The organism is Kitasatospora sp. NPDC001547 (assembly GCF_042894165.1).
Lineage (GTDB): Bacteria > Actinomycetota > Actinomycetes > Streptomycetales > Streptomycetaceae > Kitasatospora.
The window spans coordinates 25,050-49,386 of sequence record NZ_JBIAVL010000016.1; the positions used below are offsets into that span (position 1 = coordinate 25,050).

18 protein-coding genes and 2 pseudogenes are annotated in these 24,337 nt (G+C 75.1%); 8 read left to right on the forward strand and 12 right to left on the reverse strand.

The genetic code is table 11. From position 1 onward, the window contains the following. Window positions 1–90 precede the first annotated feature (90 nt). The 4 genes from ACFY0X_RS26350 to ACFY0X_RS26365 all read right to left on the reverse strand — a co-directional run bounded on the left by ACFY0X_RS26350 (window position 91) and on the right by ACFY0X_RS26365 (window position 4,281). A complete protein-coding gene (locus tag ACFY0X_RS26350; protein WP_387758086.1) occupies window positions 91–690 on the reverse strand; it encodes a TetR/AcrR family transcriptional regulator in 600 nt (199 codons plus the stop codon). Between the two features lie 95 nt (window positions 691–785). Beyond that, the gene (locus ACFY0X_RS26355; RefSeq protein ID WP_387758088.1) at window positions 786–1,835 is read right to left on the reverse strand and encodes an agmatine/peptidylarginine deiminase; all 1,050 of its coding nucleotides are present in this window, start codon (window positions 1,833–1,835) and stop codon (window positions 786–788) included. A 17-nt stretch (window positions 1,836–1,852) separates the two neighbouring features. After that, window positions 1,853–3,574: an urease subunit alpha gene (locus ACFY0X_RS26360; RefSeq protein WP_387758090.1), complete on the reverse strand. Its 1,722-nt coding sequence runs from the start codon at window positions 3,572–3,574 to the stop codon at window positions 1,853–1,855. Further along, the gene (locus ACFY0X_RS26365; protein WP_387758092.1) at window positions 3,571–4,281 is read right to left on the reverse strand and encodes an urease subunit gamma; all 711 of its coding nucleotides are present in this window, start codon (window positions 4,279–4,281) and stop codon (window positions 3,571–3,573) included. Before ACFY0X_RS26365 ends, ACFY0X_RS26360 begins: the two co-directional genes overlap by 4 nt. Before the next feature lie 739 nt (window positions 4,282–5,020). Between ACFY0X_RS26365 and ACFY0X_RS26370 the strand changes: the two genes are divergently transcribed. Both ACFY0X_RS26370 and ACFY0X_RS26375 read left to right on the forward strand, forming a co-directional pair. Then, a complete protein-coding gene (locus ACFY0X_RS26370; protein WP_387758094.1) occupies window positions 5,021–5,407 on the forward strand; it encodes an ATP-binding protein in 387 nt (128 codons plus the stop codon). 457 nt (window positions 5,408–5,864) lie between these two features. Further along, window positions 5,865–8,090, forward strand: coding sequence for a SpoIIE family protein phosphatase (locus ACFY0X_RS26375; RefSeq protein ID WP_387758096.1), 2,226 nt, complete (start codon window positions 5,865–5,867; stop codon window positions 8,088–8,090). Window positions 8,091–8,140: 50 nt separating this feature from the next. On the opposite strand, the gene ACFY0X_RS26380 is transcribed toward ACFY0X_RS26375, so the two are convergent. From ACFY0X_RS26380 to ACFY0X_RS26400, 5 genes are all read right to left on the reverse strand, one after another. After that, window positions 8,141–9,271, reverse strand: a complete 1,131-nt coding sequence (locus tag ACFY0X_RS26380; RefSeq protein ID WP_387758098.1) for a DUF2637 domain-containing protein — start codon at window positions 9,269–9,271, stop codon at window positions 8,141–8,143. Between the two features lie 214 nt (window positions 9,272–9,485). Continuing rightward, entirely contained in the window at window positions 9,486–10,469 is a 984-nt protein-coding gene (locus ACFY0X_RS26385) for a (2Fe-2S)-binding protein (protein ID WP_387758100.1), read from the reverse strand. A 160-nt stretch (window positions 10,470–10,629) separates the two neighbouring features. After that, complete coding sequence (locus ACFY0X_RS26390) at window positions 10,630–11,472, reverse strand: hypothetical protein (RefSeq protein WP_387758102.1); 843 nt, start codon at window positions 11,470–11,472, stop codon at window positions 10,630–10,632. Window positions 11,473–11,699: 227 nt separating this feature from the next. Beyond that, window positions 11,700–12,548, reverse strand: coding sequence for a hypothetical protein (locus tag ACFY0X_RS26395; RefSeq protein WP_387758104.1), 849 nt, complete (start codon window positions 12,546–12,548; stop codon window positions 11,700–11,702). A gap of 174 nt (window positions 12,549–12,722) precedes the next feature. After that, on the reverse strand, window positions 12,723–13,364 hold the full coding sequence (locus ACFY0X_RS26400; protein WP_387758106.1) for an NTP transferase domain-containing protein: 642 nt from the start codon (window positions 13,362–13,364) through the stop codon (window positions 12,723–12,725). 274 nt (window positions 13,365–13,638) lie between these two features. On the opposite strand from ACFY0X_RS26400, the gene ACFY0X_RS26405 reads away from it, so the two are divergent. Further along, the gene (locus ACFY0X_RS26405; RefSeq protein ID WP_387758108.1) at window positions 13,639–14,400 is read left to right on the forward strand and encodes an HNH endonuclease family protein; all 762 of its coding nucleotides are present in this window, start codon (window positions 13,639–13,641) and stop codon (window positions 14,398–14,400) included. A gap of 91 nt (window positions 14,401–14,491) precedes the next feature. Further along, the gene (locus tag ACFY0X_RS26410) at window positions 14,492–16,078 is read left to right on the forward strand and encodes an alpha/beta hydrolase (protein ID WP_387758110.1); all 1,587 of its coding nucleotides are present in this window, start codon (window positions 14,492–14,494) and stop codon (window positions 16,076–16,078) included. A gap of 65 nt (window positions 16,079–16,143) precedes the next feature. On the opposite strand, the gene ACFY0X_RS26415 is transcribed toward ACFY0X_RS26410, so the two are convergent. Next, window positions 16,144–18,558, reverse strand: a complete 2,415-nt coding sequence (locus ACFY0X_RS26415; protein ID WP_387758112.1) for a glycosyltransferase family 39 protein — start codon at window positions 18,556–18,558, stop codon at window positions 16,144–16,146. A gap of 73 nt (window positions 18,559–18,631) precedes the next feature. Further along, complete coding sequence (locus ACFY0X_RS26420; protein ID WP_387758114.1) at window positions 18,632–19,753, reverse strand: alpha/beta hydrolase; 1,122 nt, start codon at window positions 19,751–19,753, stop codon at window positions 18,632–18,634. 247 nt (window positions 19,754–20,000) lie between these two features. On the opposite strand from ACFY0X_RS26420, the gene ACFY0X_RS26425 reads away from it, so the two are divergent. The 4 genes and pseudogenes from ACFY0X_RS26425 to ACFY0X_RS26440 all read left to right on the forward strand — a co-directional run bounded on the left by ACFY0X_RS26425 (window position 20,001) and on the right by ACFY0X_RS26440 (window position 23,554). Beyond that, window positions 20,001–20,978: a hypothetical protein gene (locus ACFY0X_RS26425; protein ID WP_387758115.1), complete on the forward strand. Its 978-nt coding sequence runs from the start codon at window positions 20,001–20,003 to the stop codon at window positions 20,976–20,978. A gap of 413 nt (window positions 20,979–21,391) precedes the next feature. Beyond that, window positions 21,392–21,832: pseudogene (locus ACFY0X_RS26430) on the forward strand (trypsin-like peptidase domain-containing protein); the annotation flags it as partial. Window positions 21,833–22,036: 204 nt separating this feature from the next. Then, a pseudogene (locus tag ACFY0X_RS26435) lies at window positions 22,037–22,765 on the forward strand (putative Ig domain-containing protein); the annotation flags it as partial. A 123-nt stretch (window positions 22,766–22,888) separates the two neighbouring features. Beyond that, window positions 22,889–23,554: an HAD family hydrolase gene (locus ACFY0X_RS26440; protein WP_387758116.1), complete on the forward strand. Its 666-nt coding sequence runs from the start codon at window positions 22,889–22,891 to the stop codon at window positions 23,552–23,554. On the opposite strand, the gene ACFY0X_RS26445 is transcribed toward ACFY0X_RS26440, so the two are convergent. Continuing rightward, window positions 23,542–24,285 carry an SDR family NAD(P)-dependent oxidoreductase gene (locus tag ACFY0X_RS26445; RefSeq protein WP_387758118.1) on the reverse strand — a complete coding sequence of 248 codons (744 nt, stop codon included), beginning with the start codon at window positions 24,283–24,285 and terminating at the stop codon, window positions 23,542–23,544. The two genes, ACFY0X_RS26440 and ACFY0X_RS26445, sit on opposite strands and share 13 nt — an antisense overlap. Window positions 24,286–24,337 lie beyond the last annotated feature (52 nt).

Sequence of the window (24,337 nt, forward strand, 5' to 3'; positions counted from 1 at the left end):
CTGGTTGGGTGCCTGCGCGAGAAGTCGGGGGGCCGACTTCTCGCGCAGGGCCAGGGCCACGGCCACGGCCGGCGCAGGGGCGCAGGTGGGTCAGGTGCGGAGGAGGATGGTGGTGACGGCGGTGGCCTGGGTGAGGGCGGCGGGGTGGTGGGCGTCGGGGAGGCCGATGGCGATGGGGACGGCGAGACCGTCGAGCAGGGCGCGGATCTGCACCGCGCGGTCGGCGGCGGGGCCCGGGGTGAAGTGGCCGGCGGCGGTGCCCTCCTCGATGAGGGCGACCAGGTCGGCCTGCCAGGGTGCCTCGATCTCCTGCTGGCCCTGGCGGATCTCGGCGCTCGCCGGGGAGCGGCCCCACACCTCGACCCAGAGGATCCAGCGCGGGTCGCCGGCCCCCTCCGGCAGGTAGAGGCGCAGGTAGGCGTCGAGGCGCTGCCAGGGGTCGAGGGCGCGGTCGGCGAGGGCCTCGCGGCGGCGGGCGCCGAGCTGGTCCTCGCTCCAGCGGAGGGTCTCCAGCAGCAACTGGTCCTTGCTGCCGAAGTAGTAGAGCAGGTGCCCGGCGCTCATCTGGAGCTGCTTGCCGAGCCCGGCCATGGTGAGTCCGGCGAGCCCGTGTTCGGCGATCGCGGCCCGGGCGGCGGCGAAGACCTCCTCGCGGGGTCGGGCCGGCCGGCGCGGGCGGGGGTCGGCCATGTGCGGATCTCCTCGGTGGCACGGCGCTCGGAAGGCGGCCCGGCGCTCGGAAGGCGGCCCGGGTGGGAGCGCGCGGCTCCCACCCGGGTGGGGCGTCAGAGCGCCTTCGGCTGCTGCTGGGTGATGCAGTGGATGCCGCCGCCGTTGGCGAAGATCTCGCGGGCGTCGACGAGTTCGACGGTGCGCCCCGGGTAGGCCTCGGCGAGGATGTCGGCGGCCTGCTGGTCGCGCGGGTCGTCGAAGGCGCACAGGATCACGGCGCCGTTGGCCACGTAGTGGTTGATGTACGAGTAGTCGACCGGCTCGCCGTCCTCGTCCAGCAGGACGGTGGGGGCGGGCAGTTCGATGACCTCCAGCGGCCGGCCCTGGGCGTCGGTCGAGGCCCGCAGGACGGCGACCAGTTCGCGGCAGACCTCGTGGTCCGGGTGCGCGGGGTCGGGCTGGACGTGGGCGACCACGACGCCGGGGCGCACGAAGGAGGCCACGATGTCGATGTGCCCCCGGGTGCCGAACTCGTCGTAGTCGCGGGTGAGCCCGCGCGGCAGCCAGATCGCCTTGGTGGTGCCGAGGAAGGCGTGCAGCTCGGCCTCGACCTCCTCCCTGGTCCAGTCCGCGTTGCGGCCCTCGCCGAGCTGGACGGTCTCGGTGACCAGCACCGTGCCCTCGCCGTCGACGTGGATGCCGCCGCCCTCGTTGATCAGCCGGGAGGCGAAGCGCCGCGCCTGCGTCAGTTCGCCGATGTGCTCGGCGATGTGCTGGTCCTTGTCCCAGCGGGCCCAGGACTGCGCGCCCCAGCCGTTGAAGATCCAGTCGGCGGCGGCCAGCGAGCCCTTGCCGTCGATCAGGAAGGACGGGCCGATGTCGCGCATCCACGCGTCGTTCAGCGGGCGCTCGACGATCTCGACCCGCTCGGAGACGTACTTGCGCGCCTCCGCGGTCTCACCGGTGTTGACGACCAGCGTCACCGGCTCGTACCCGGCGATGGTGTCGGCGACGGCGGCCCAGGCCTGGCGGGCGGCGTGCAGCTGCTCGGGGCCGTCGAAGGTGGGGTTGGCGGTGGGGAAGGCCATCCAGGTGCGGTCGTGCGGGTGCCACTCGGCGGGCATCCGGTAGCCGAGCGAGGCGGGCGTGGGGGTGGTCATCATCGCGTCCTAGGGGAGGGTCAGAGGAAGTAGAGGCGGCTGAGCGAGACGCTGTCGGCGGGCTCGGAGCGCAGCGGCGAGCCGTCCAGGGAGACCAGTCCGGTCTCGGTGACCTCGACGTGGCCGACGCGGGCGTTGCGCACCATGTCGCGCGGCCCGATGCCGCGGGTGTTCCGCACGCCGACCCGGCGGCGGCGGGTGGGCAGCCCGTCGGCGGCCCGGTCGAGGTAGGCGCCGTCGGCGGCGGCCTGGGCGACGAAGGCCACCGAGATGTCGGCGGCGGTCGCGCCGTGGGCGCCGAACTGGGGCCCCAGGACGAGCGGTTCACAGCGGTCGGTGGAGGCGTTGGGGTCGCCGACCACGCCGTACGCCGGGAAACCGGCCTTGAGGACCAGCTGCGGCTTGGCGCCGAAGTGGTCCGGGCGCCACAGCACGATGTCGGCGAGCTTGCCGACCTCGATCGAGCCGACCTCGTGCGAAAGTCCGTGCGCGATGGCCGGGTTGACGGTGAGCTTGGCGATGTAGCGCAGCACGCGCTCGTTGTCGTCGCCGCTCTCCGTCGTCCCGTACGAGCCGGTGCCGTCGAGCGGGCCGAGTTCGGCCTTCATCTTCCCGGCCATGGCGAAGGTGCGGCGCACCGTCTCGCCGGCCCGGCCCATGCCCTGGGCGTCGGAGGAGGTGATGCCGATGACCCCGAGGTCGTGCAGCACGTCCTCGGCGCCCATGGTGCCGGCCCGGATGCGGTCGCGGGCCATCGCGGCGTCGCCGGGCAGGTCGGGCTTGAGGTCGTGCGCGGAGACGATCATGTCGTAGTGCTCGCCGAGCGCGTCCCGGCCGAACGGCAGGGTGGGGTTGGTGGAGGAGCCGATGACGTTCGGCACGCCCGCCATCTTGAGCACGTTGGGGACGTGCCCGCCGCCGCAGCCCTCGATGTGGAAGGCGTGGATGGTCCGGCCCTCCAGCACCTTCAGGGTGTCCTCGACCGACAGGCACTCGTTCAGGCCGTCGGTGTGCAGGGCGACCTGGACGTCGTACTCCTCGGCGACCCGCAGCGCGGTGTCCAGGGCGCGGGTGTGCGCGCCCATGTCCTCGTGCACCTTGAAGCCGGACGCGCCGCCCTCGGCCAGCGCCTCGATCAGCGGGGCCTCGTCGGAGGACGAACCACGGCCCAGGAAGCCGATGTTGACGGGCCAGGCGTCGAACGCGTTGAAGGCGTGGCGCAGCGCCCAGGGCGAGTTGACGCCGACGCCCCAGACCGGGCCGAACTCCTGGCCGATGATCGTGGTGACGCCGGAGGCCAGCGAGGCCTCCATGATCCGCGGCGAGAGCAGGTGGACGTGGGTGTCGATGGCGCCGGCGGTGGCGATCAGGCCCTCGCCGGAGACGATCGTGGTGCCGGTGCCGACGACCACGTCGACGCCGTCCAGGGTGTCCGGGTTGCCCGCCCGCCCGATCGAGGCGATCCGGCCGCCGATCAGGCCGATCGAGGTCTTGCGGATGCCCTGGACCGCGTCGATCACCAGCACGTTGCTGATCACCACGTCGCAGGTGTCCCGGACGGCGGCGGGCTTGAGGTGCAGGCCGTCGCGGGCGGTCTTGCCGAAGCCGGCCAGGAACTCGTCGCCGGGCGCCTGGGAGTCGGACTCCACGCGGACGATCAGTCCGCTGTCGCCGAGCCGGACGCGGTCCCCGGCGCGCGGGCCGTGCACGGAGATGTAGTCGTGGGGAGAGATCGCCGTCACGAGGGCACCTCCGAGTCGTCGAAGCTGGTCAGGTAGCCGGTCGCGCGGGCCTTCGCGAGGGCGGCCTCCTTCGCGCCGGGCGCGTCGAGGGGACCGTCCACGAGCCCCGCGAAGCCGATCGCGACCCGCTCGCCGCCGATCGGCACCAGGCCGACCTCCACGGTGCTGCCCGGGTCGAAGCGGACCGAGGAGCCGGCCGGGACGGCCAGGTGGGTGCCGTAGGCGGCGGCCCGGTCGAAGGCCAGACGCGGGTTGGCCTCGAAGAAGTGGAAGTGCGAGGTGACCGAGATCGGCACCCCGGAGGTGTTGTGGACGGGGAGCAGCAGGGTCTCCTCGACCGGGTCGTAGCCGGTGCCGTCACCGATCAGCGCGCCGCCGGGGGCCTCGTCGCCGAGCGAGCCGGCGCCGCGGAACGGGTCGTTGACGACGGCGAGGCGGGTGCCGTCGTCGAAGACCGCCTCGACCTGGACGACGGTGACCACGTCCGGCACGCCGGGCAGCACGTCCTCGGCGGTCAGCACGGAGCGGCCGGCCTCGATGGCCTCGGCCAGGCGTCGGCCGTCGCGGGCGGCCTCGCAGACGGTGTCCGCGATCAGGGCGGTGGCCTCGGGGATGTTGAGGCGCACGCCCCGGGCGCGGCGGGCGCGGGCCAGCTCGGCTGCTGTGAAGATCAGCAGCCGGTCCCGCTCGGTGGGGGTCAGTCGCACGGTTCCTCGCTCGCGGTCGCCGGGGGAGGGGGTCGGCTCGGGGCCTCGGAAGGGGTCCGGTCCCGGAAGGGGGCCGGGGCTCGGATGCTCCGGGGGCGATGTTAGAACGTCGTTCAAACATCTCGGGTCATTGAACCCGCACCGGGCCGCCCTGTCCAGCGTTGCCGCTGCGCGGGCGTTCGGCTTGCTGGGCGGGGGATGGGGGTGAGCGGCCCGGACGGGACAGGATGCGCCCGCGAGAGCCCCAGTCCCGACGCCCGGCCCCCGGCGCCCGGCCCCGGCGCGTCCCGGCGCTCCCCTCGCCCCCGGCGCGCGGCGGGTGCGGGGGAGGGGCGCGCAGGCGGGCGCACGGTCCGTACGGGCGCCGGGTGTGCGCGGGCTCGGGCGGGGGCGTCCTCGAAAACGGCCTCTGCGCTTCGCAAACCTGTCCGGCGCGGGCAGTTGGATCACGCGAACCACCCCGTGCCCCTTTCACCCCACGTGATCGGACGCACACTGTTGCAAACGCCGTCAACTGGGCATGAGGATGAGTGGTCAGATCGAGGGGGCCACCCGGCCGGCGGGGGATCCGGAGGCGGGGGCCTGGGATTCAGGGCGGGGGCATGGGTTGATGGACGGTCAGTCGCGATTCCCGCGGCAGCGGACGAGTTCCGGCGACGCCTACCGGTCCGGGCCGGTCCAGGGGCCGGTCGGCGGCACCGGGACGACCCTGCCGGGCTCACCGGCTCCGGGTTGTGCCGTGCACCGCCGGCTGCACCTGGCGCTCGACCCGGCGGACCTGGTCGGGGTGGGCGCGGTCCGGCGGCGGCTGCGGTCGGCGCTGAGCCACTGGGGGGTGCCGGAGCTGTCCGACACCGCCGAGCTGCTCACCTCCGAGCTGGTCACCAACGCGCTGCTGCACACCGGCAAGGGCGCGGTGTTCGACGCGGTGCTCGGCTCGGACCACCGGCTGCGGGTCGAGGTGCAGGACGGCACCAGCAGACTGCCCGGTCGCCGGCGCGATCCGGAGGCCGAGTACGCGACCTCGGGGCGCGGCCTGCTGCTGGTGGAGGCGCTCGCGGACTCCTGGGGCGTGCAGCTGCGCGGCGACGGCAAGGTCACCTGGTTCGAGCTCGCCACGCCATGAGCCGGCGCGGTCGTCCCGGCGCCACCGGCCGGCCCCGGCCCGGCACCGGCCGCCGGGTCGTACGATGGTTCGCCGTCGATTGATTCGCCGTCGAAGGAAGCCCTGAACAGAAGGCGGAACGGAAGATTTCCGGCCCGTTGGCATTGCCGCTCGGCCGAACATTGGCCAGGATGGTGGGAATGTGTGTCCACGTGCGGGAAGCAGCGGGGAGACCGAACCTCGACTGGCCACCGTCCGTCGCACCGTCCTATCCAGCACGACCCATCACACCGCCACGCGGCCCGTCCGGACGGTCGGCGCGGTCCGCCACGGCAGCGGCAGGAGCAGCATGCCCACTGAGCCCGAGTCGCCGGGGCCGGCGCTTCCTCCCGGCGCGGCGCCCACCGTCGAGCCGCGAGCGGTAGAGCCGCGAACCGTGGCCCCCCGGACCACGGCCTCCCGGACCGTGGAGCCGCGCGTGGCCGAGCAGCCCGGCCCCACCGGCACCGGCCGGGCCCGCCCGCCCGCCCAGCCCTCGCGCCGCGGCTCCGTGGTGCGCCCGTCCCCGAGCCTCGCCGCCGCCCGGCTGGCGCCCGTGCTGTCGGGCGGGCTGCCGCCGTCCTCCGCGGACACCATGCCGGACTGGCTGGAGCCCGCGATGGCCGCCAACGGCATCGGCTCCTTCGACTGGGACATCCGCCGCGACGTCCTGGAGGGCGACCAGCGGGCCTGCGCCATCGTCGGACTGGACGCCCTGGAGCACGGCCGCTTCGACCGCACCGCCGCCTCCTTCCTGTCCCTGCTGCACCCCGAGGACGCGCCCGTGGTGCGCCGCCGGGTCGAGCGCGCGGTGGCCGAGCTGGGCCAGTGCGGCGCCTACTACCGCACGGTCGGGGCGAAGGGCGGCATGCGCGCGGTGCGCTTCCGCGGCCGGGTGCTCGCCGACGCCTTCGGCCGGGCCTCCCGGATGGTCGGCTTCGTCTGGGACGCCACCGTCGAGCTGCACAAGCGCGACCACGCCGACCGGATGGCCCTGCTGCGCGAGGAGCGCTCCCGGTTCATCAAGGAGGCGGCGCGCGCCCTCTCCGAAGCCGTCACTGTGCGTGACGTGGCCCGGGTGTTCACCGAGCTGCCGCTGCCCGGGCTGCCCCCGGACGGCCTGGTGCTGGCCTCCTTCGAGGCCGGACGGGCGCAGATCCTCGGCGCCTCCGGCTACCGCGCCGACTCGCTGGCGGTCTGGGACCGCACCGTGCTGCCGGCCGGCCACCCGGCCGCCGAGGCGCTGCGCCACCGCGCGCCGGTCTTCGTCTCCACCCGCGAGGAGTTCCGCGAGGGCTACCCGGAGGTGTGGGAGCCGACCAGCCGCACCGGCCGCAGCTCCTGGGCGTACCTGCCGCTGGTGGCCAGCGGTCGGGCGATCGGCGTCTGCGTGGTCAGCTTCGACGACGAGCGCGAGCTGGACGCGGACGAGCGCACCCTGCTGTCCACCCTGGGCGGGCTGGTCGCCCAGTCGCTGGCCCGGGCCCGGCTGCACGACGCCGAGCACGAGCTCGCGGCCGGCCTCCAGCGGGTGATGCTGCCGCGCACCGTCCCGTCCATCCCGGGCGTCAGCACCGCCGTGCGCTACATCGCGGCCGGCTCCGGCCTCCAGATCGGCGGTGACTGGTACGACGTGGTGCCGCTGCCCGGCGGGCACGTCGGCCTGGTGATCGGCGACGTCCAGGGCCACGACGTGCACGCCGCCGGGATCATGGGCCAGCTGCGGATCGCGCTGCGCGCCTACGCGGCCGAGGGCCACCCGCCCGCCGCCGTGATGGCCCGCGCCTCCCGCTTCCTCGCGGACCTGGACACCGACCACTTCGCGACCTGCACCTACGCCGAGGTCAACGTGGACTACGGCGTGGTCTACGCCGTCCGGGCCGGCCACCTCGACCCGGTGGTGCGCCGCGCGGACGGCACCGCCGCCGTGGTGCCGGTGGCCGGCGGGCTGCCGCTGGGCATCGACCCGGACCAGGAGTACCGGGTCACCCGGTTCAGCCTGGACCCGGGCGAGACCGTGCTGCTCTGCACCGACGGCCTGGTCGAGGCGCGCGGCATGGACCTGGACGAGGGCGTCGCCCGGCTCACCCGGGTGCTCGCCCGCCCGCTGCCGGACGCGGCGGAGGCCGCCCGCGACCCGCTGGAGGAGTTGGCCGACCGGATCTCCTCCCAGGCCGCCGACTCCGGCGAGCGCGAGGACGACATAGCGCTGCTGCTCCTGCGCTGGGACGGCCCGGCCGGCGGTCTGGCCGCCCAGCAACTGCGCCGCCGGATCGGGCAGGCCGACCTGGCGCGGGTCGCCGAGGTCCGGGCCGAGCTGCGCGACGCGCTGCGCCGCTGGGGCGTGGCCGAGTTCATCGACACCGCCGAACTGCTCTCCTCCGAGCTGGTCACCAACGCCATCCGGCACACCGACCGGGACGCCATGTTCACCGCCCGGCTCTACCGGGAACCGGAGGCGGACGGCGGCCGGGCCCGGCTGCGGGTCGAGGTGGAGGACGAGTCGGACCTCTGGCCGACCCGCCGGACGCCGGGGGAGCAGGCCTCCTCCGGGCGCGGGCTGATGCTGGTGGAGGCGCTCGCGGACTCCTGGGGCGTGGAGCCGCGCGGCTCCGGCAAGCGGATGTGGTTCGAGCTCAGCGGACTGGCGGCGGCCGCGGCCTGATCCCCCGTCCGGACCCCCGCGGCACCGGCGTGCCGCCCGGGCCCGGGCGGTCAGCCGAACTGCTGCTCCAGGTCCTTCAGTTTGCGCTCCAGCGAGTCCAGCCGGGGCAGCGTGACGGTGTCGTCCTCGGTGGTGAGGTCGACGGTGCGCCGCTCCGGACGGGCCGGCTGGCCCGGCTGGACGACCGCGTCCTCGGCCGGTGCGGTCGGGACCCGCTCCGCCCCGGCCCGCTCCGCCCCGGCCCGTTCCGCGAGCGCCGTCCGTTCCGCGACCGCCCGTTCCCTCACCGTCCGTTCCGCGACCACCCGTTCCGTTCCGGGAGGTGCCGTTCCGGCGCCCGTCGCGGGCTCCGGTCCGGAGGTCAGCTGCCGAGCCGCGCCGCCGCCGCGCCGCCAGGCGCTGTGGGAGCGGTTGATCGCCCGGATCTCGGCCCGCTCCCGGCGCCCGGCCAGCTTGCGGCGCTGCTTCTCGACGGCCCGCTCCCGCTTCTCCTCGCGCACCTCCTCGACCGCCTCGTCCAGGCTGCGCACCCCCTCCAGCAGCATCAGCGACCAGGCCGCGTAGGTCTCGCGCGGGGCGCGCAGCCAGCGGACGACGCGGATCTGCGGCAGCGGACGCGGCACCAGGCCCTGCTCGCGCAGTGCGGCCCGGCGGGTCTGCTTCAGCGCCCGGTCGAACAGGATCGCCGCCGAGATCGACATGCCGGAGAAGAACTGCGGGGCGCCGGCGTGGGTCAGGCCGCGCGGGGCGTGCACCCAGTTGAACCAGGCCGAGGCGCCGGCGAAGAGCCAGACCAGCAGCCGGGAGCCGAACGCCGCGTCGCCGTGGCTGGCCTCGCGGACGGCGAGCACCGAGCAGAACATCGCGGCGCCGTCGAGTCCGAACGGGACGAGGTACTCCCAGCCGCCGGACAGGCCCAGGTTCTGCACCCCGAAGCCGACCAGGCCGTGGAAGGAGAGGGCGGCCGCGACGCCGGCGCAGCAGAACAGCAGGGTGTAGGACGCGCCGCCGTACAGGGATTCCTTGCGGCGGCGCCGTTCCTCGGAGCGCTCCCAGGAATCCGTGCCGGTGGTGGCGGAAGTGGATCCCCGGCTGCGGAGCAGGGCCACCAGGAGCGCGCTGACCAGCAGCCCCACGACCACGGTGATCGCCCATCCGAGCGGTATGTCGGACAATTTCATCGCCGGAATCGGCCTCGCTTTCCTGCGTCGCTCTCCTGCGTCCTGACGGCGGGGACCATCATGGCGGATGCTCGACGGGGGAACGGCTGATTCTCCGTCAATGCGCTGAGGAGAGGGATTTCTGACCCGGCTACCATCGCATTGTCATATGAATTTGATGTGGATTCTTCCCGCAATCCCAGGCTTTTCGGACCTGCCCTCGGACGGATATTCGTCAACGTCGCGTGACGCGCGGGCAGCCGGCGCACATCTCCCGCGGATCCGCGGTGTAGACGAGGCAGCAACTGGCCCGGGACCGCTCCGTGCCCGGAGCGCCGCCGTCCCCGGGTGCCGGGGGCGCGAAACCGGCGCCCGGGGTGAAGGGGGCCGGGGCCAGCGCGGGGCGGGCGCCCGTGCCGGGCGGGTGCGCGGGGTCGAGGGGCTCGCCGGGCGCCAGCAGCGCGGACAGTTCGGTGCGCGCCCGCTCCTGCTCCCCGAGCAGCCCGGCCGCGTACCAGAGCCCCTCCACCACCGCGTCGGTGGCCATCGCCCACAGCACCCGGGGCCCGCGCCGGGCCTCCGGGCCGAAGGCGGTGAGCACCGGGGCCAGGAAGGCCCCCAGCGCGGACCGCAGGGCGGCGGCCAGCGCCCGCTCGTCCGCCACCGTCCGGGCCTGCCCCGGGCCGACCGCCAAGCCGTCCGCCGACCCCGCCGCCGACCCCGCCGCCGAGCCGACCGGCGGGCCGGCTGCCGACCCCGCCGCCGGGTCGTCCGGCAGACAGGCGAACCCCGCCGGGCGGACCGTCAGTTCGACCCCCTCCGGACGCCGGCGCAGCGCGACGTCCCCGAGGGCCGGCAGCGGGACCCGTCGCTCCAGGAACCACGGCAGGGTGAACAGCAGCGAGACCGGCCAGACGAAGCGGTGCAGCCCGAAGCCGGCCGCGACGTCCGGGCGCAGCGGCTGCCCGTAGCGGGCGAGGCCCTGCCGGGCGTCGTGGGCGATCAGCTCGCGCACCGCCTCGGGGCGGGTGGCGAGGTCGGCGGCGGGCAGCCAGCCGTCGCCGCGCCGGGGTGGGGCGCAGCGCACCGTGAGGACGGGGGTGAGCCCGGACAGCCGGTGGTACGAGGGGGCGCCCGGGGTGGTGGGGCCGGGGGTGCGCGCCGCGGTGGTGCGGGGGGCGCGCGGCCGGGGGCCGGGCCGGGCGCTGCTCACGGTCATGGGCGGCCCCATCGGGTCGACCGGGGCGCCCATGGTCCGCCCGGCGGGGCCCGGTGCAGCGGCGGCGCCGGACGCGGCCGGACCGGGGCATGGCGGTGCCCGGGGAACGGCAAGGCGACCTGGCCGAGGTACTGCTCTCCCCGGCCAGGTTAGCCTCACCTTAGCTGATGCCGCCCCCGGTCTCGCTCACGATGCGCCCGTCCGGGGGAGGCCCCGGCGTGCGGACGGCGCCCAGCTGCCGCGCGAGCCAGACCGGCACCCCGCCCAGGGCGGCCACCAGCCGGCTGGCCTCGGCCCGCAGTCGCGCGGCCTCGGGCGGCTCGGACACCTCGGCGAGCGCCGCGAGCGCCGGCGCCACTCCCACCGTGAAGCCGAGTTGCTCGCGCAGCCGCAGCGAGGCGTCGAACCCCTCCCGGGCGTTCCCGAGGTCTCCGCGGGAGAGCGCCAGCGCGCCCAGGTGCCGCCAGGTGTACGAGCGCAGCAGTTCGTCCCCGCGCTCGCCGGCGCCCTCGTGCGCCCGGCGGTAGGCGATCCAGGCGGCGCTGCGGTCGCGCAGCAGGTTCTCGGCGACCAGCCCGCGCCGGAAGTCCAGCAGCGGGCGGCCCGGGGCGTCCGGCGGCAGCAGGGCCGAGGTGCGGCCGAGCGCGGCCTGCGCCTCGTCCAGCCGGTCCCGCGGGCCGAGCACGCTCGCCACGTACGCGAGGAAGCCGCGGGCGCAGGCGGCGGCCGCGCGCTGCTCGGTGCCGGAGGCCAGCGCCTCCGCCAGACGCAGCGCCTGCTCCGCCTGGGTCCAGTTCGCGGCGGTGAACAGGCACTGTTCGATGAGGAGTTCGGCTCGTCCGAGGGCCGCGTCCGGGTCGTGCTCGGCGGCCGGTCGCAGCAGTTCGGCGGCCTCCTGCCAGCACCCCCGGGACCTCAGCCGCCACACGGTGTCACCCGGCTCCTCCGCTGCCGCCCTCCCCCGCCCGACCGGCCCGCTCGGGTCCCATCCGTGCTCCGACAACGCCACCTCCTTGTGTGCGCCATCCGGCAAGGGCGCGGACCTGCCCCTGGGGCCCTGCCGTCACGACCCGTGCGCATGACGACGGCAGGGCGAAAGGCCCGCGCTGTGGCGGCAATTCAACACGGGGGTGAGCTTGTGCACCAGATCACGAGCGAAGGTTGTTGCTTTTGGAAGAAGGATGATCTAGAGGAGGCGGAGCGGGGCGGTCCGGTGGGCCGCCCGGTGGGTCAGGACGTCCAGCCGGTCTCCATCAGGGCCTCGGCGGCGCCGTTCGCGGGCTGCGGCACGCCCGCCAGGTCCAGGCTGAACAGGGCGACCAGCAGCTGTTCGCCGCGCACGGTGGCCTGGTGCGAATAACCCGCGAGGGTGAACATCGCGGCGGCCGTCTCCTCGGCGTGCAGGGTCTGCAGCCACAGGCACTCGACCGACTTCACGTCGGCGGGCTCGGTCCAGGTGTCCACCTGGGCGACCATCCGGCTGCCCAGCAGGGTGACCCCGTCGCGCTCCTGGGCCTCGGTCAGCTCCAGGTCGTCGAAACCCAGCCACTCCAGGTAGCGGGCGGCGGTGAACACCGCGTCCTGGGAGGTGCGCACCGGGTGCGGGCGGAACGGCGCGCGGTGGCGGAACGGGCGGGAGCGGCCGGCCGAGGGCGGCGCGGGCGGGGCCGGGGCGGGCGCGCCCGCCGGGTGGGCCGGGTACGGGCGGGCGGCGTGCGGGCCGGGGGCGGCGAGCGGGGCGGCGGCGCCGGTGCCCAGCCGGGTGGTGCGGTCCACCGGCAGCCGGACGGTGGCGCCGCAGTTGCAGGTGAACTCGGGCTGCGGCCACTGGTCGGAGCGGCCGCAGTGCGGGCAGCGCATGCTCAGCCAGGAGTCCTCCCAGGAGCGGAAGCGGACCTGCACCGGCACCCCGCCGCGCAGCAGCGGCACCTTGAGCGAGGCCCCGCACGGGCAGGGCAGGGAGGGCGGTTCGTAGAGGTGCTCGCGGCGGCAGGCGGGGCAGCGGATCGCCCGGGCGCCACCGCCCGGCCCCGGCCGCGTGGGGTCGTGTCCGGTGAAGTCGTCGGGCAGTCCGGCCATCGCGGGCTCCGTCCGTCGGTGTCGGGTGGGTGGGACGTCTCCCATGCTCCCCGAAATGTCCGGCGCCGGACGCGGAATGGGGCAATCCTCAGGGACGGATCAGGGGATCCTGCCCGCTCTGGTAGGGGCGGAATCCTTCCCGAGGGGGATGCTCGGCCGGCCGCGCCGGGACGCTCAGCCGGCGGACCAGCGGGCCAGGTCGGCGGGGGTGTCGAGGTCGTCCGGGACGGCGACGTCGGCGCACTCGACCAGCACCAGCTCCGCCGCGTGCGCCGCCAGCAGGGCGCGGGCCCCGGCGTCGCCGCGGGCGCCCGCCGCCGCCTCGGCGAAGTGCCGGGCGCCGATCAGCACCGGGTGCCCGCGCCGCCCGCCGTAGGCCGCCGCGGCCAGTCCGGCGCCGGCCCGGTGGGCGGCCAGCAGCCGGGCCACCGCGGCCGGGGTGACGCCCGGGGTGTCCACCAGCATCACCAGCGCCGCCGAGACGTGCGGCGGCAGTGCGGCCAGGCCGGCCCGCAGCGAGGAGCCCATGCCCTGCGCCCAGTCCGGATTGCCGACCAGCCGGCAGCCCGGCAGGTGCGCGGTGGCCCGCACCCGCCCGGCCTCCGCGCCCAGCACTACCGTGACGTCCGCGCAGCCGCCGGCCCGGACCACCGCCACCGCGTGCTCCACCAGCGGCCGCCCGCCGTACCGGAGCAGCGCCTTGGGCCGCCCGCCGAGGCGCCGCCCGCCCCCGGCGGCGAGCACCAGGGCGGCGACCGGGGCGGCGGCAGGGGTGGGCCCGGGGGCGGGTCCGGCGGGTGTCGGCGTGGTCTGCATGGGGACAGCGTGCCCGGTCGGGGCCGGGGCGCGCATGGTGGGAACCCGCAGTGCCGCCCCGTACACGGGGGCCGTGCCCCGCCGGTCCGGCTGCTCCGGCGGTTCCGCCGCCGGGGCGGGCCCGGCCCGGCCGGGCCGGGGTCAACGGCGCGGGACCTGAGCGGGTGTGAGCTTCGACATGCTCCCGGGGCGCCGCGTGGCGTCGCCTTGACCTGCCTCAGGGCGGCTGATCTGCTGGTTCGCCGTCAACCCATCCTGATCCCGGGAGTCCTCCGTGCCCGCCCGCCGCACCACGCTGTCCGCCGCCACCGTGTTCCTGATATGCGCGCTCGCGCTGGTCGGCTGGCTGATCGGCGGCCGCGACCACCAGCCGAGCGACCCCCGACCCGGCGGCACCGCCGCCGCGGGCACCAGCCCGCTGCAGAACCCGGACGGCACCAAGCCCGGCCTGGCGCCGCTGACCACCCCCGAGGACCGGAAGGCCGGCCGGGACGTCATCGCCAGGGTCGCCACCGCCGCCGTCGGCACCAAGGACGGCTACGACCGCGACGAGTTCGGCCCCGCCTGGACGGACAACGTCGCGGGCGTCCCGTTCGGCGGCAACAAGTGCGACACCCGCAACGACCTGCTCGCCCGGGACGGCACCGCCGTCGAGCACAAGGACGGCTCGGCCTGCACGGTCACCGCGATGACCATCTGGGACCCGTACACCGGCAAGAGCGTCCAGTGGACCAAGCAGCAGGCCTCCAGGATCCAGATCGACCACGTGATGCCGCTCTCCTACGACTGGCAGATGGGCGCCGCCAAGTGGGACAAGGCCAAGCGCGTCCAGATCGCCAACGACCCGCTCAACCTGATCCCCGCCGACGGCTCGCAGAACGCCTCCAAGGGCGACTCCGGCCCGGCCGCCTGGCTCCCCGCCAACACCGAGATCCGCTGCGCGTACGCGGTGCGCTTCGCCCAGGTCTCGCTGAAGTACCAGCTTCCCGTCACCGAGGCCGACAAGAAGGCCATGCTCCAGCAGTGCGACGGCTGACGAACCGCCGACCTCCGGCGGAGTGCTGACGCCCGGCCGGGAAGGCGGGTGCGGTGTGCCCCGGTCCGGGGCCGGGTGGTATTCGTGGGCGGTGGCCCCGAAGACTCCCCGGCACCGCCGGTCGCCCAGGCACGCCGTGCCCGCCCTCGCCGCCGCGCTCGCCCTCGCGCTGGCGGGCGGCTGCACGGGCGCCGACCGACCGACCGACCGACCGGCCGACCGGCCGCCGCTGGACGAGCGGGTCGCCGCCACCGCCGCCCCCGCCCTGCGCGCGCTCCACGACCAGCGGATCGACTGGCACCGCTGCCCCGGCGACGACGGCACCGACCCGGACCGGGCCGCGGTGCGCTGCGCCACCCTCAGGGTCCCGCTGGACTACGCCGACCCGGGCGGCCGCACCCTCGACGTGGCCCTCGCCATGGTGCCCGCCGCCGACCGGAAGCGGCGGCTCGGCGCCCTGCTGCTCAACCCCGGCGGCCCCGGAAACTCCGGTGTGGAGACGGTCCGTTGGGGATGGAAGGGCTACCAGGGGCCGCTGCACGACCGGTACGACCTGGTCGGCTTCGACCCGCGCGGCGCCGGCGACACCACCCCCGTCCACTGCCTGGACGACCGCACCCGCGACCAGTGGAACGCCACCGACGACCCGGCCCACGACCGCGCCCGGATCCTCGCCGAGGCCTGCCGCACCCGGCACGCCGAGCTGCTCGGGCACCTCGGCACCCGCGACACCGCCCGCGACCTCGACGTGCTGCGCGGCGCCCTCGGCGAACGCCGGCTGGACTTCCTCGGCTACTCCTACGGCACCCACCTCGGCGCCCGCTACGCCGAGGAGTTCCCCGAGCGCACCGGCCGGCTCGTCCTCGACGGCGCCGTCGACCACAGCGCCCCCGCTGCCCGGCTCGGCATCGAACAGGCCGCCGCCGCCGAGGCCGGACTCCGGGCCTTCGCCGCCGCCTGCGCCACCGAGGACGGGACGGCCTGCCCGCTCGGCGCCGACCCGGCCGCCGCCCCGCAGCGCCTCGCCCGCTTCCTCGACGGCCTGCGCGACCGCCCGCTGCGCACCGCCGGCGGCCGTACGCTCACCGCCGCGCTCGGCTGGGACGCCGCCCTGAACGTGCTCGCCGACGGCCACCGCTCCTGGCCCCGGCTGCGCGCGGCCCTCGACCCGGCCGTCACCCGGGGTGCGGCCGACGGCCTGCTCGCCCTCGCCGACGGCGCCGCCGGCCGCGGCGAGGACGGCCGCTACCGGACCGCGGCCGACGCGTACGCCGCCATCTCCTGCGCCGACGGCCCGCCGCCGCCCACCGAGGCGGAGCTGCGCCCGGCCCTCGCCGAACTCGCTGCCCGCGCCCCGCTGACCAGCGGACACGACCCGGTCGGCACCCTGCTCGACCCGGACTGCCGCCCCTGGCCGTTCCGCACCCCCGAACCGCCGCGGCCCGTCCGGGCGCCGGGCAGCGCGCCGCTCCTGGTGATCGGCTCCACCGGCGACCCGGTCACCCCGTACGCCTGGGCGCAGCGGCTCGCCGGCGGGCTGGAGCACGGCGTGCTGCTCACCCGGGACGGCGACGGGCACACCGGGTTCGACAAGAGCGGCTGCGTCCGGGACGCGGTGACCGCCTACCTGGTGGACGGCCGGCTGCCGGCGGCGGGCACCCACTGCCCGTCCGACTGATCGGGCCGGGGGCGCGGAAGGGGGCGTGTCGCGCGAACGCGGCACGCCCCCTCGGGGGTGCGGGCTCAGGAGGTGGGGGCGGTCAGGTCGTAGAACGGGGTCGAGCCGATGGTCTTCGCGGTGAAGTGGGCGGTCACCCAGGACTCGATCTGCGCGGACTCGTTCTGCTGCCCGGCCGCGCCGCCGCCCGCGCTGCCGCCGAAGCCGCGTCGGGAGCCGCCCGCGCCGATGAACCAGTGCACCTTGCCCTCCCGGACGTACTTCTGGAAGCCGGCCAGGGTCAGTGAGGGGTCGGTGCCGTTGAAGCCGCCGAGGGCCATCACCGGTTCGCCGGTGGCGAGTTGGTAGCCGGCGGCGGTCTGGGAGCCGATCGCGGCGGCCGCCCAGGTGTAGCGGTCGGCGTTCTCCTTGAGCAGGGCGGCGACCTCGTCGGTCACCTTGGGGCCGTCGAGCAGACCGCCCATGCCACCGGGGGGCGGGCCGCCGGCCGTCCCGCCGCCGGAACCGCCGGCCGTGCCGCCGCCCGGGAAGCCCTGCCGGCCGTCCCGGCCGCCCTGGCCCGCCGGACCGCCCTGGCCGCCCGGGCCGAACCAGCGGCCGTTGCCACTGCCGTCGCCGCCCGGGAAGCCCTTGGCGCCGTTGCCGCCCTTGCGCCCCGCGCCGCCCGGCCCGAACGCGCCGGCCACGCCCGGCCCGGCGGTCACGATCGAGCCGGTGTGCGGGGTGTTCACGGTGTCCACCGCGTACGCCGCCGGGCCGCCGAGCGCCGCCGCCAGGCCCAGCAGGCCCGCCGCCGAGGCGATCCGCGCGCCGGTCCGGCCGGAGAGCCGCCCGGCCGCGGCCCCGGCAGAGCCGGTGGCGGAGGGCCCGGCGTCCGAAGGCCCGCCGACGGACGGCCCGGTGACCGACGACCCGGCGAGCAGCGGCCCGGCGGCCAGCGCGGCCGCCGCCACCAGCCCGCCGACCAGCACCGCCCAGCGCAGCCACGGCAGGAAGTCCGGGCTGCGGCCGAGCAGCACGAACGCCCACACCGCCGTCACCGCGAGCGTCCCGGCCAGCACCAGCGCCCACGGCAGCCGGTGCCGGGCCCGCCACAGCCCGTCCACACCCATGCCGACCAGCGCCGCGACGGCCGGGGCCAGGGCCACCGTGTAGTACTGGTGGAAGATCCCGGACATGAAGCTGAAGACCAGCGCGGTGGAGAGCAGCCAGCCGCCCCAGAGCAGGAACGCCGCGCGGGCGGTGTCGGTGCGGGCGTGGCGGCGGGTCGCCCAGAGGCCGACCAGCAGCAGGATCAGCGCGGCCGGCAGCAGCCAGGCGATCTGCCCGCCGATGTCGGTGCCGAACATCCGGGTCAGTCCGGTCTCCCCCCAGCCGCGCCCGCCGCCGGGCGCCCCGCCGGGCACCGCGCCGTTCGGCAGGTCGAGCCCGCCCGGCAGGTCGAGCCCGCCCGGCATCCGGCCGCCGCCGCCCACGCTGCCGGTCTCGTCACCGTTGAGCCGGCCGAGGCCGTTGTAGCCGAAGGTGAGCGAGAGGAAGCTGTCGTCCTGCGAGCCGCCGACGTACGGGCGGGCCGAGGCGGGCAGCAGCTCGACGACCGCCACCCACCAGCCGCCGGCCAGCACCATGGCCGCGCCCGCGAGCAGCAGCTGCCGCACCCGCCGCCACCGGTCGGTGGGCGCGACGGCCAGGTAGACCACCGCGAAGGCGGGCAGCACCAGGAAGGCCTGCAGGGTCTTGGTGAGGAAGGCGAGGCCGAACATCACCCCGGTGAACACCAGCCACCGGGTGCCCGCCGCCTCGACCGCCCGCACCAGCCCGTACGCGGCCAGTGTCAGCAGCAGCACCAGCAGCGCGTCCGGGTTGTTGAAGCGGAACATCAGCGCCGCGACCGGGGTGAGCGCCAGCGCGGCGCCCGCCAACAGGCCGCCGAGCGGGGAGAACCGGCGACGCACCGTCGCGTACAGCACGCCGACGGTGGCCGTGCCCATCAGCACCTCCGGGACCAGCACCGACCAGGAGGAGAGGCCGAAGACCCGCGCCGAGAGCGCCATCGGCCACAGCGCGGCCGGGGGTTTGTCGACGGTGATGAAGTTCGCGGCGTCCGAGGAGCCGAAGAAGAACGCCTTCCAGTTCTGGGAGCCGGCCTGGACGGCGGCCGAGTAGAAGGAGTTGGCCCAGCCGGAGGCGCTCAGGCCCCACAGGTAGAGGAGGGTGGTCGCGGCCAGCAGCGCCAGCAGGGCCGGGCGCACCCAGCGCGGGTCGTCCGCGCGACCGCGCCAGGCGCGGGCCGGGAGGGTGCGCAGCCGGCCGGACCAGGAGGCCGGGCCCTCGGGGCCGGCGGGCGGCGGGGGCTGCTCGGGGAAGAGCGGTGCCGGGTCCGGCCGGGCCGGACCCGGCCGCGGCACCTCCGGCGGCGGGTGGTTCGCGGCCTCGGGCCACGGTTCGCCGGCCGGAGGGGAGTAGCTGCTCGTGGTCATGCGCCATACGGTCGGTGGCGCTACTGAGAGAACGGTGAGACGGACCTGTGAGGCGGGTGTGATCTGCCGGACGTCACGCGGACGGCGGCATGGTGATCTGCCGGCCGAGCCACTCCAGGGCCGGCGGGATCTCCCGGGTCCAGGTGTGGAAGTTGTGGCCGGCGGTGTCCAGGGTGATGGTGGACATCTTGGTGGGGGCCTTGAAGGCGGCGACCATGGCCTTGGTCTCGTCGTAGTTGTTCTCGTCGTACGCGGTGGTCAGCAGCAGCGAGACCGGGGCCGGGGGCTGGTTCTTCAGCCGCCACAGCAGGTCGTTCTCCTGCTTCAGCTGGGCGCTGCCGCCGAACAGGTCGCCGGTGGTCGGGTCGTGGGCGGCGCTGTAGTAGCCGGAGAGCGCGACGGCCGCGCGGTAGGAGTCGGGCTTGCGCAGCGCGAACTTGAGCGCGCAGTAGCCGCCGGTGGAGTTGCCGATCACCGCCCGGTTGGCCGGGTCGGTGCCGATCCGGTAGGTGGTGGCGAGGGCCTTGGGCAGGTCGGAGGTGAAGAAGGTCTCCACCTGGGGGCCGTTCGGCACGTCCACGCACTCGGTGTCCCGGTCGCCGACCAGGGTGGGGCGGGTCATCACCAGGACGGTCGGCGGCAGCTTCTTCTGCTCGATCGCGCTCAGCGTGGACGCCGGGTACTGCATCAGCGAGATCAGCTTCTCCGGGGTGCCCGGGTAGCCGGTGAGCACCAGGGCCATCGGGAAGCGCTGCTTGGCGTAGTCCGGCTGGAAGTACTGCGGCGGCAGGTAGACGTACGCCTCGGTGGTCAGACCGCTGCCGGCTCCCCTGACGTCGACCTTCTGGATCAGGCCGGAGCGCTCCGGGTCCGAGCCCTGGGAGGAGTAGAACTTCTCCTCCCCGGTGACGGCCACCCCGGAGGCGTTGGGCTGGTGGTCGACCACCGTGCCGAGGCCGCCGCTGGTGCCGAGCAGGTCGGTCCACGAGCTGTAGAAGCCGAAGTAGCTGTTGGCGATCAGGCCCATCGCGGCGAGCACCGACACCTGGGTCGCCAGGAACGCGCCGATCCGGCCCAGCCAGGCCTTCCAGCCCCTCCCGCCGAACCGCGGCCAGAGCCACATGGTGGCGGCGAAGACGGCGATCGCGAGGACCGAGGCGATGATCTGGAGCGGGAGTCCAGTGAGACTGAGCACGGGCCCGATCGTAGTTGACCACCTGGGAGCTCCCTGGACGGGCCCGTCCGATGATCCGCTGATCGCCTCGGTGGGGCCGGCCTGGACGGTATGAAGGCCACCCGGCCGACTGCGGGCACCGCCCCCGAGCCGTAACCCGGCGGGGTGACGGCCGGGAATCGGGTTGACGCTGTGGTGCGGGCTCGGGACCATGTGTGCCCGTGCGGCTGCGCGGTGTGCGCGCAGGGCGGGTTCCCGGGGGTGGGGCATGAGGTTCGTGAGGTCCGAGCGGTTCGTGGGGAAGGCCGGTGTGGCCGTGGGCGCGGCGCTGGTGCTGGCGGCCTGTTCCGGTGGCGGGGGCGGTGGTTCGGCGGGCGGCTCGGCCGCGTCGGGGCCGGCGGGGGCGGCGGGTTCGTCGGCCGCCGCGAAGCCGACCGCGACGCCGACGCCGACGCCCACCCGGGTGCCGTACGGCCCGGTGCTCAGCGCGAGCGTCGACCCGGTCACCACCGCGCTCGCCCAGGTGGCCGGCGCCAAGAGCGTGGCCGACCTCGACACCGTGCTCGGCGGCATCGTCACCAGCGCCCAGGGCGCCGCCAAGTCGCTGGGCAGGGCGGACGAGCCGCCCGCGGCCACGGCGGCGCAGACCGAGCTGGTGGCGGCGATGTCCTCGCTCGCCACCGACGCGGGCAAGGTCCGCAGTGACATCACGTCCCACAAGGTCTGCGCCCTGAGCTCGGCCGAGGCCGAACTGGGCAGCTCCCAGGGCCTGGCGGCGGTGTCGGCGGCGCTCACCAAGATGACCGCGGCCGGCTACCAGACCACCTTCGCCGTCCCGCCGCTGCCCCAGCAGCAGTCCCGCTCGCTGGACAACGGCACCATGGTCCGCAAGGGGAAGCTGCGCGGCGAGGGCGTGTTCAAGGTCGAGAACGGCGGCCGGACGGACGCGGTGGTCTCGCTCGCGCTGAACGGCAAGGCCGTGCACTCGGTGTTCGTGGGCAAGGGCCAGAACGCCGACGTCGAGGGCGTGGAGGACGGGACGTACGAGGTCTTCGTCTCCGGGGGCGCGGACTGGGACTCCGACGCCAAGGCCTTCACCCAGAACTGCCACTTCACCAAGTTCGAGGACACCTTCCCGTTCGAGACCGGGCGGACCGCGACCTCCTGGGAGATCACCCTCCAGCCGGTGGCCGACGGCAACGCCAAGACCAGCGACGTGGACCCGAACGCCTTCCCGCAGCCGTAGCCGCAGCCGCAGCCGCGGCCGTCGCGGTTGCTGTGGCTGGAGCCCCGTCCCGCTCCCCGGCGCCGGCCCGTAACGGGCATACCGGGACGGGTCGTTGCCGTCGGATGGCACGCCCCGTCCCGGACAGTGCGAGTTCGGTCAGAGTGGTTGACCGCTTTGAAGTGACCATGGCACTTTCGTGCGGCGTGGGCGTCGACGACCAGTCGTACACCCCGCGATCCCCCACAAGGAGAGCCATGTTCAAGAGACTTGTCGCGGTGGCCGGTACGAGTGCCGTCGTCGCGGGCGGCCTGGCCTTCGCGGCCGCCCCCGCGCAGGCCGTCCAGGCGGCCGACCTGACGTCCACCATCGCCCTGAGCAACTGCTCGGCCTCGCTGGTCCGTTACCCCACCTCGGTGGCCGGCGACCGGGCGATGATGCTCACCAACGGACACTGCCTGCCGACCATGCCCGCGGCCGGGCAGGTCATCCAGAACACCACGGCCAGCCGCAGCGGCACCCTGCTCAACGCCTCCGGCGGCAGCCTGGGCACCGTCCAGGCCGACAAGCTGCTCTACGCGACCATGACCGGCACCGACGTCGCGCTCTACCAACTCACCGACACCTACGGGTCGATCAGCTCCAAGTACGGCGCCGCCGCGCTGACCATCAGCGACACCCACCCGACCGACGGCGCGTCGATGTACATACCCTCGTCGTACTGGAAGCAGGTCTGGAACTGCTCGGTCAACGGCTTCGTGCCGACCCTGCGCGAGGACGAGTGGACCTGGCACGACTCGCTGCGCTACAGCTCCGGCTGCAACACCACGCACGGCACCTCCGGCTCGCCGATCGTCGACTCCGCCAGCGGGCGGATCATCGGCATCAACAACACCGGCAACGACGACGGCGCCATGTGCACCCTCAACAACCCGTGCGAGGTGGCCGCCGACGGCACCACCAAGGCCTACAAGGGCCAGAGCTACGGCGAGCAGACGTACTGGTTCACCACCTGCCTGAACTCCAGCCGGGTCATCGACCTCAACGTCTCCGGCTGCCTGCTCACCAAGCCGGCCGGCAGCGGCGCCGTGTCGGTGACCAACCCGGGCAACCAGTCCACCGCCGTCGGCGGCGCGGTCAACCTCCAGATCAACGCCTCCGGCGGCACCGCCCCGCTGTCCTACGCCGCGACCGGCCTGCCCGCCGGCCTGTCGATCAACTCCTCCACCGGCGTGATCACCGGCACCGCCTCCACCGCGGGCAGCGCCACCGTGACCGTCACCGTGACGGACGCCGCGGGCAAGTCGGCCTCGACCTCCTTCACCTGGGCGGTGACCGGCGGCGGTGGCGGCACCTGCACGCCGGCCCAGCTGCTGGGCAACGCGGGCTTCGAGTCGGGCACGGCGACCCCGTGGACGGCGTCGAGCGGCGTGGTGGACAACAGCTCCTCGCAGGCTGCCCACGGCGGCTCCTGGAAGGCGTGGCTGAACGGCTACGGCTCCACCCACTCGGACTCGCTGTCGCAGACCGTGAGCATCCCGGCGGGCTGCAAGGCGACGCTGAGCTTCTGGCTGCACATCGACACCGCCGAGTCGGGCAGCACCGCGTACGACAAGCTGACCGTGACGGTCAACGGCACCGCGCTGAAGACCTACTCCAACGCGGACGCCGCGGCCGGCTACCAGCAGCGCACCTTCGACCTGTCGGCCTACGCGGGCCAGACGGTCACCGTGAAGTTCGCCGGGACCGAGGACGCCTCGCTCCAGACCAGCTTCCTGATCGACGACACCGCCGTCCAGACCAGCTGAACCGGTAGCGTCCCGAAGGCCCGGCGGCCGTAACCGCCGGGCCTTTCCGGTTCTGCCGCCGCCGACTCCCGTACACCGTCCGGAAGTCGGCGGAGCGGGCCGGGGCCGCCCTATGCTGGGCGGATGATCAAGCCGATTGAGCTGGTGATATTCGACTGCGACGGCGTCCTGGTGGACAGCGAGGTGATCGCCGTCCGGGTGCTGGTGCGGCTGGGGGAGGAGTACGGCTGGCCGCTGACCGCCGCGGAGGCGATCGAGCGGTTCGTCGGGCGGTCCGAGGCGGTGAACCGGGCGACGGTCGCCGAGCGGCTGGGCGGGGACACCGCGGCGGTGTGGAGCAAGCGCTTCGTCGAGCTGCACGCCGAGGAGGTCGACGCCGGGCTGACCCCCGTGAACGGCCTGCCGGAGGCGCTGGCGGCGATCACCCTGCCCACCTGCGTGGCCTCCAGCGGCACGCACGAGAAGATGCGCCACACCCTGGGCCGGACCGGCCTGTACGACCGCTTTGCCGGGCGGATCTTCAGCGCCACCGAGGTCGAGCGCGGCAAGCCCGCACCCGACCTCTTCCTGCACGCCGCGCGCTCGATGGGCGTCGACCCGGCCGCCTGCGTGGTCGTCGAGGACAGCCGGCCCGGCGTCGAGGCCGCCCGCGCCGCCGGGATGCGCGCGCTCGGCTACGCGGGCGGCGTCACGGCGGCGGAGCGGCTGGCCGGGCCGGGCACGGTGGTCTTCGACGACATGCGGGCCCTGCCCGGGCTGATCGCCGCCGGCGCGGTTCACCAGGGGTAGGTGCCGCCCTCCGGGTGGAAGAACGACCCGCTCGCCCCGGCCGCCGCCTCGCCGAGCTGCCGGGCGATGCGGCGGCCGCCCTCCTCGGCACTGGCGGGACCGCTGTGCTCGTTGAGGTCGGTCGCGCAGTAGCCCGGCTCCAGCGCGCTGACCTTGATGCCGGAGTCGCGCAGCACCCGGGCGTACACCAGGGTGACGGCGTTGAGCGCGGCCTTGGAGGAGTTGTAGGCGAGCAGCGCCGCGTGCTCCCACATCGGGTCCTGCGGGTCGCCCAGGAAGGAGAAGCTGCCGAGGCGGCTGGAGACGTTGCCGATCAGCCCGGCCGGCGACCTGCGCAGCAGCGGCAGCATCGCGTTGGTGACGGTGACGACGCCGAACACGTTGGTCTCGTACGTCTCGCGCACGGCCTCGACGGGCAGCTCCTCCGGCGCCCGCTGCCAGTCCCGGGCCACGCCCGCGTTGTTGACCAGCGTGTCCAGCCGGCCGTACTCGGCGTCGATCAGCTCGGCCGCGGCGGCGGCGGTCGCCGGGTCGGTCACGTCCAGGCGGACGAAGCGGGCGTCGAGGCCCCGGGCGGTGAGTGCGGCGGCGGCCGCCGTGCCGCGCTCCGGGTCACGGGCGCCGATCAGCACGGTGTGCCCGGCGCGGGCGAGCTCCCCGGCGGTGGCGAGGCCGATGCCCTTGTTGGCGCCGGTGATCAGGGCGATGCGGTGCTGCGCTGAAGTGGTCATGGCCCCACCCTGGCCGGGTGCGGCGGGGGCCGGGAGAGCCCTGTCGAGGGTG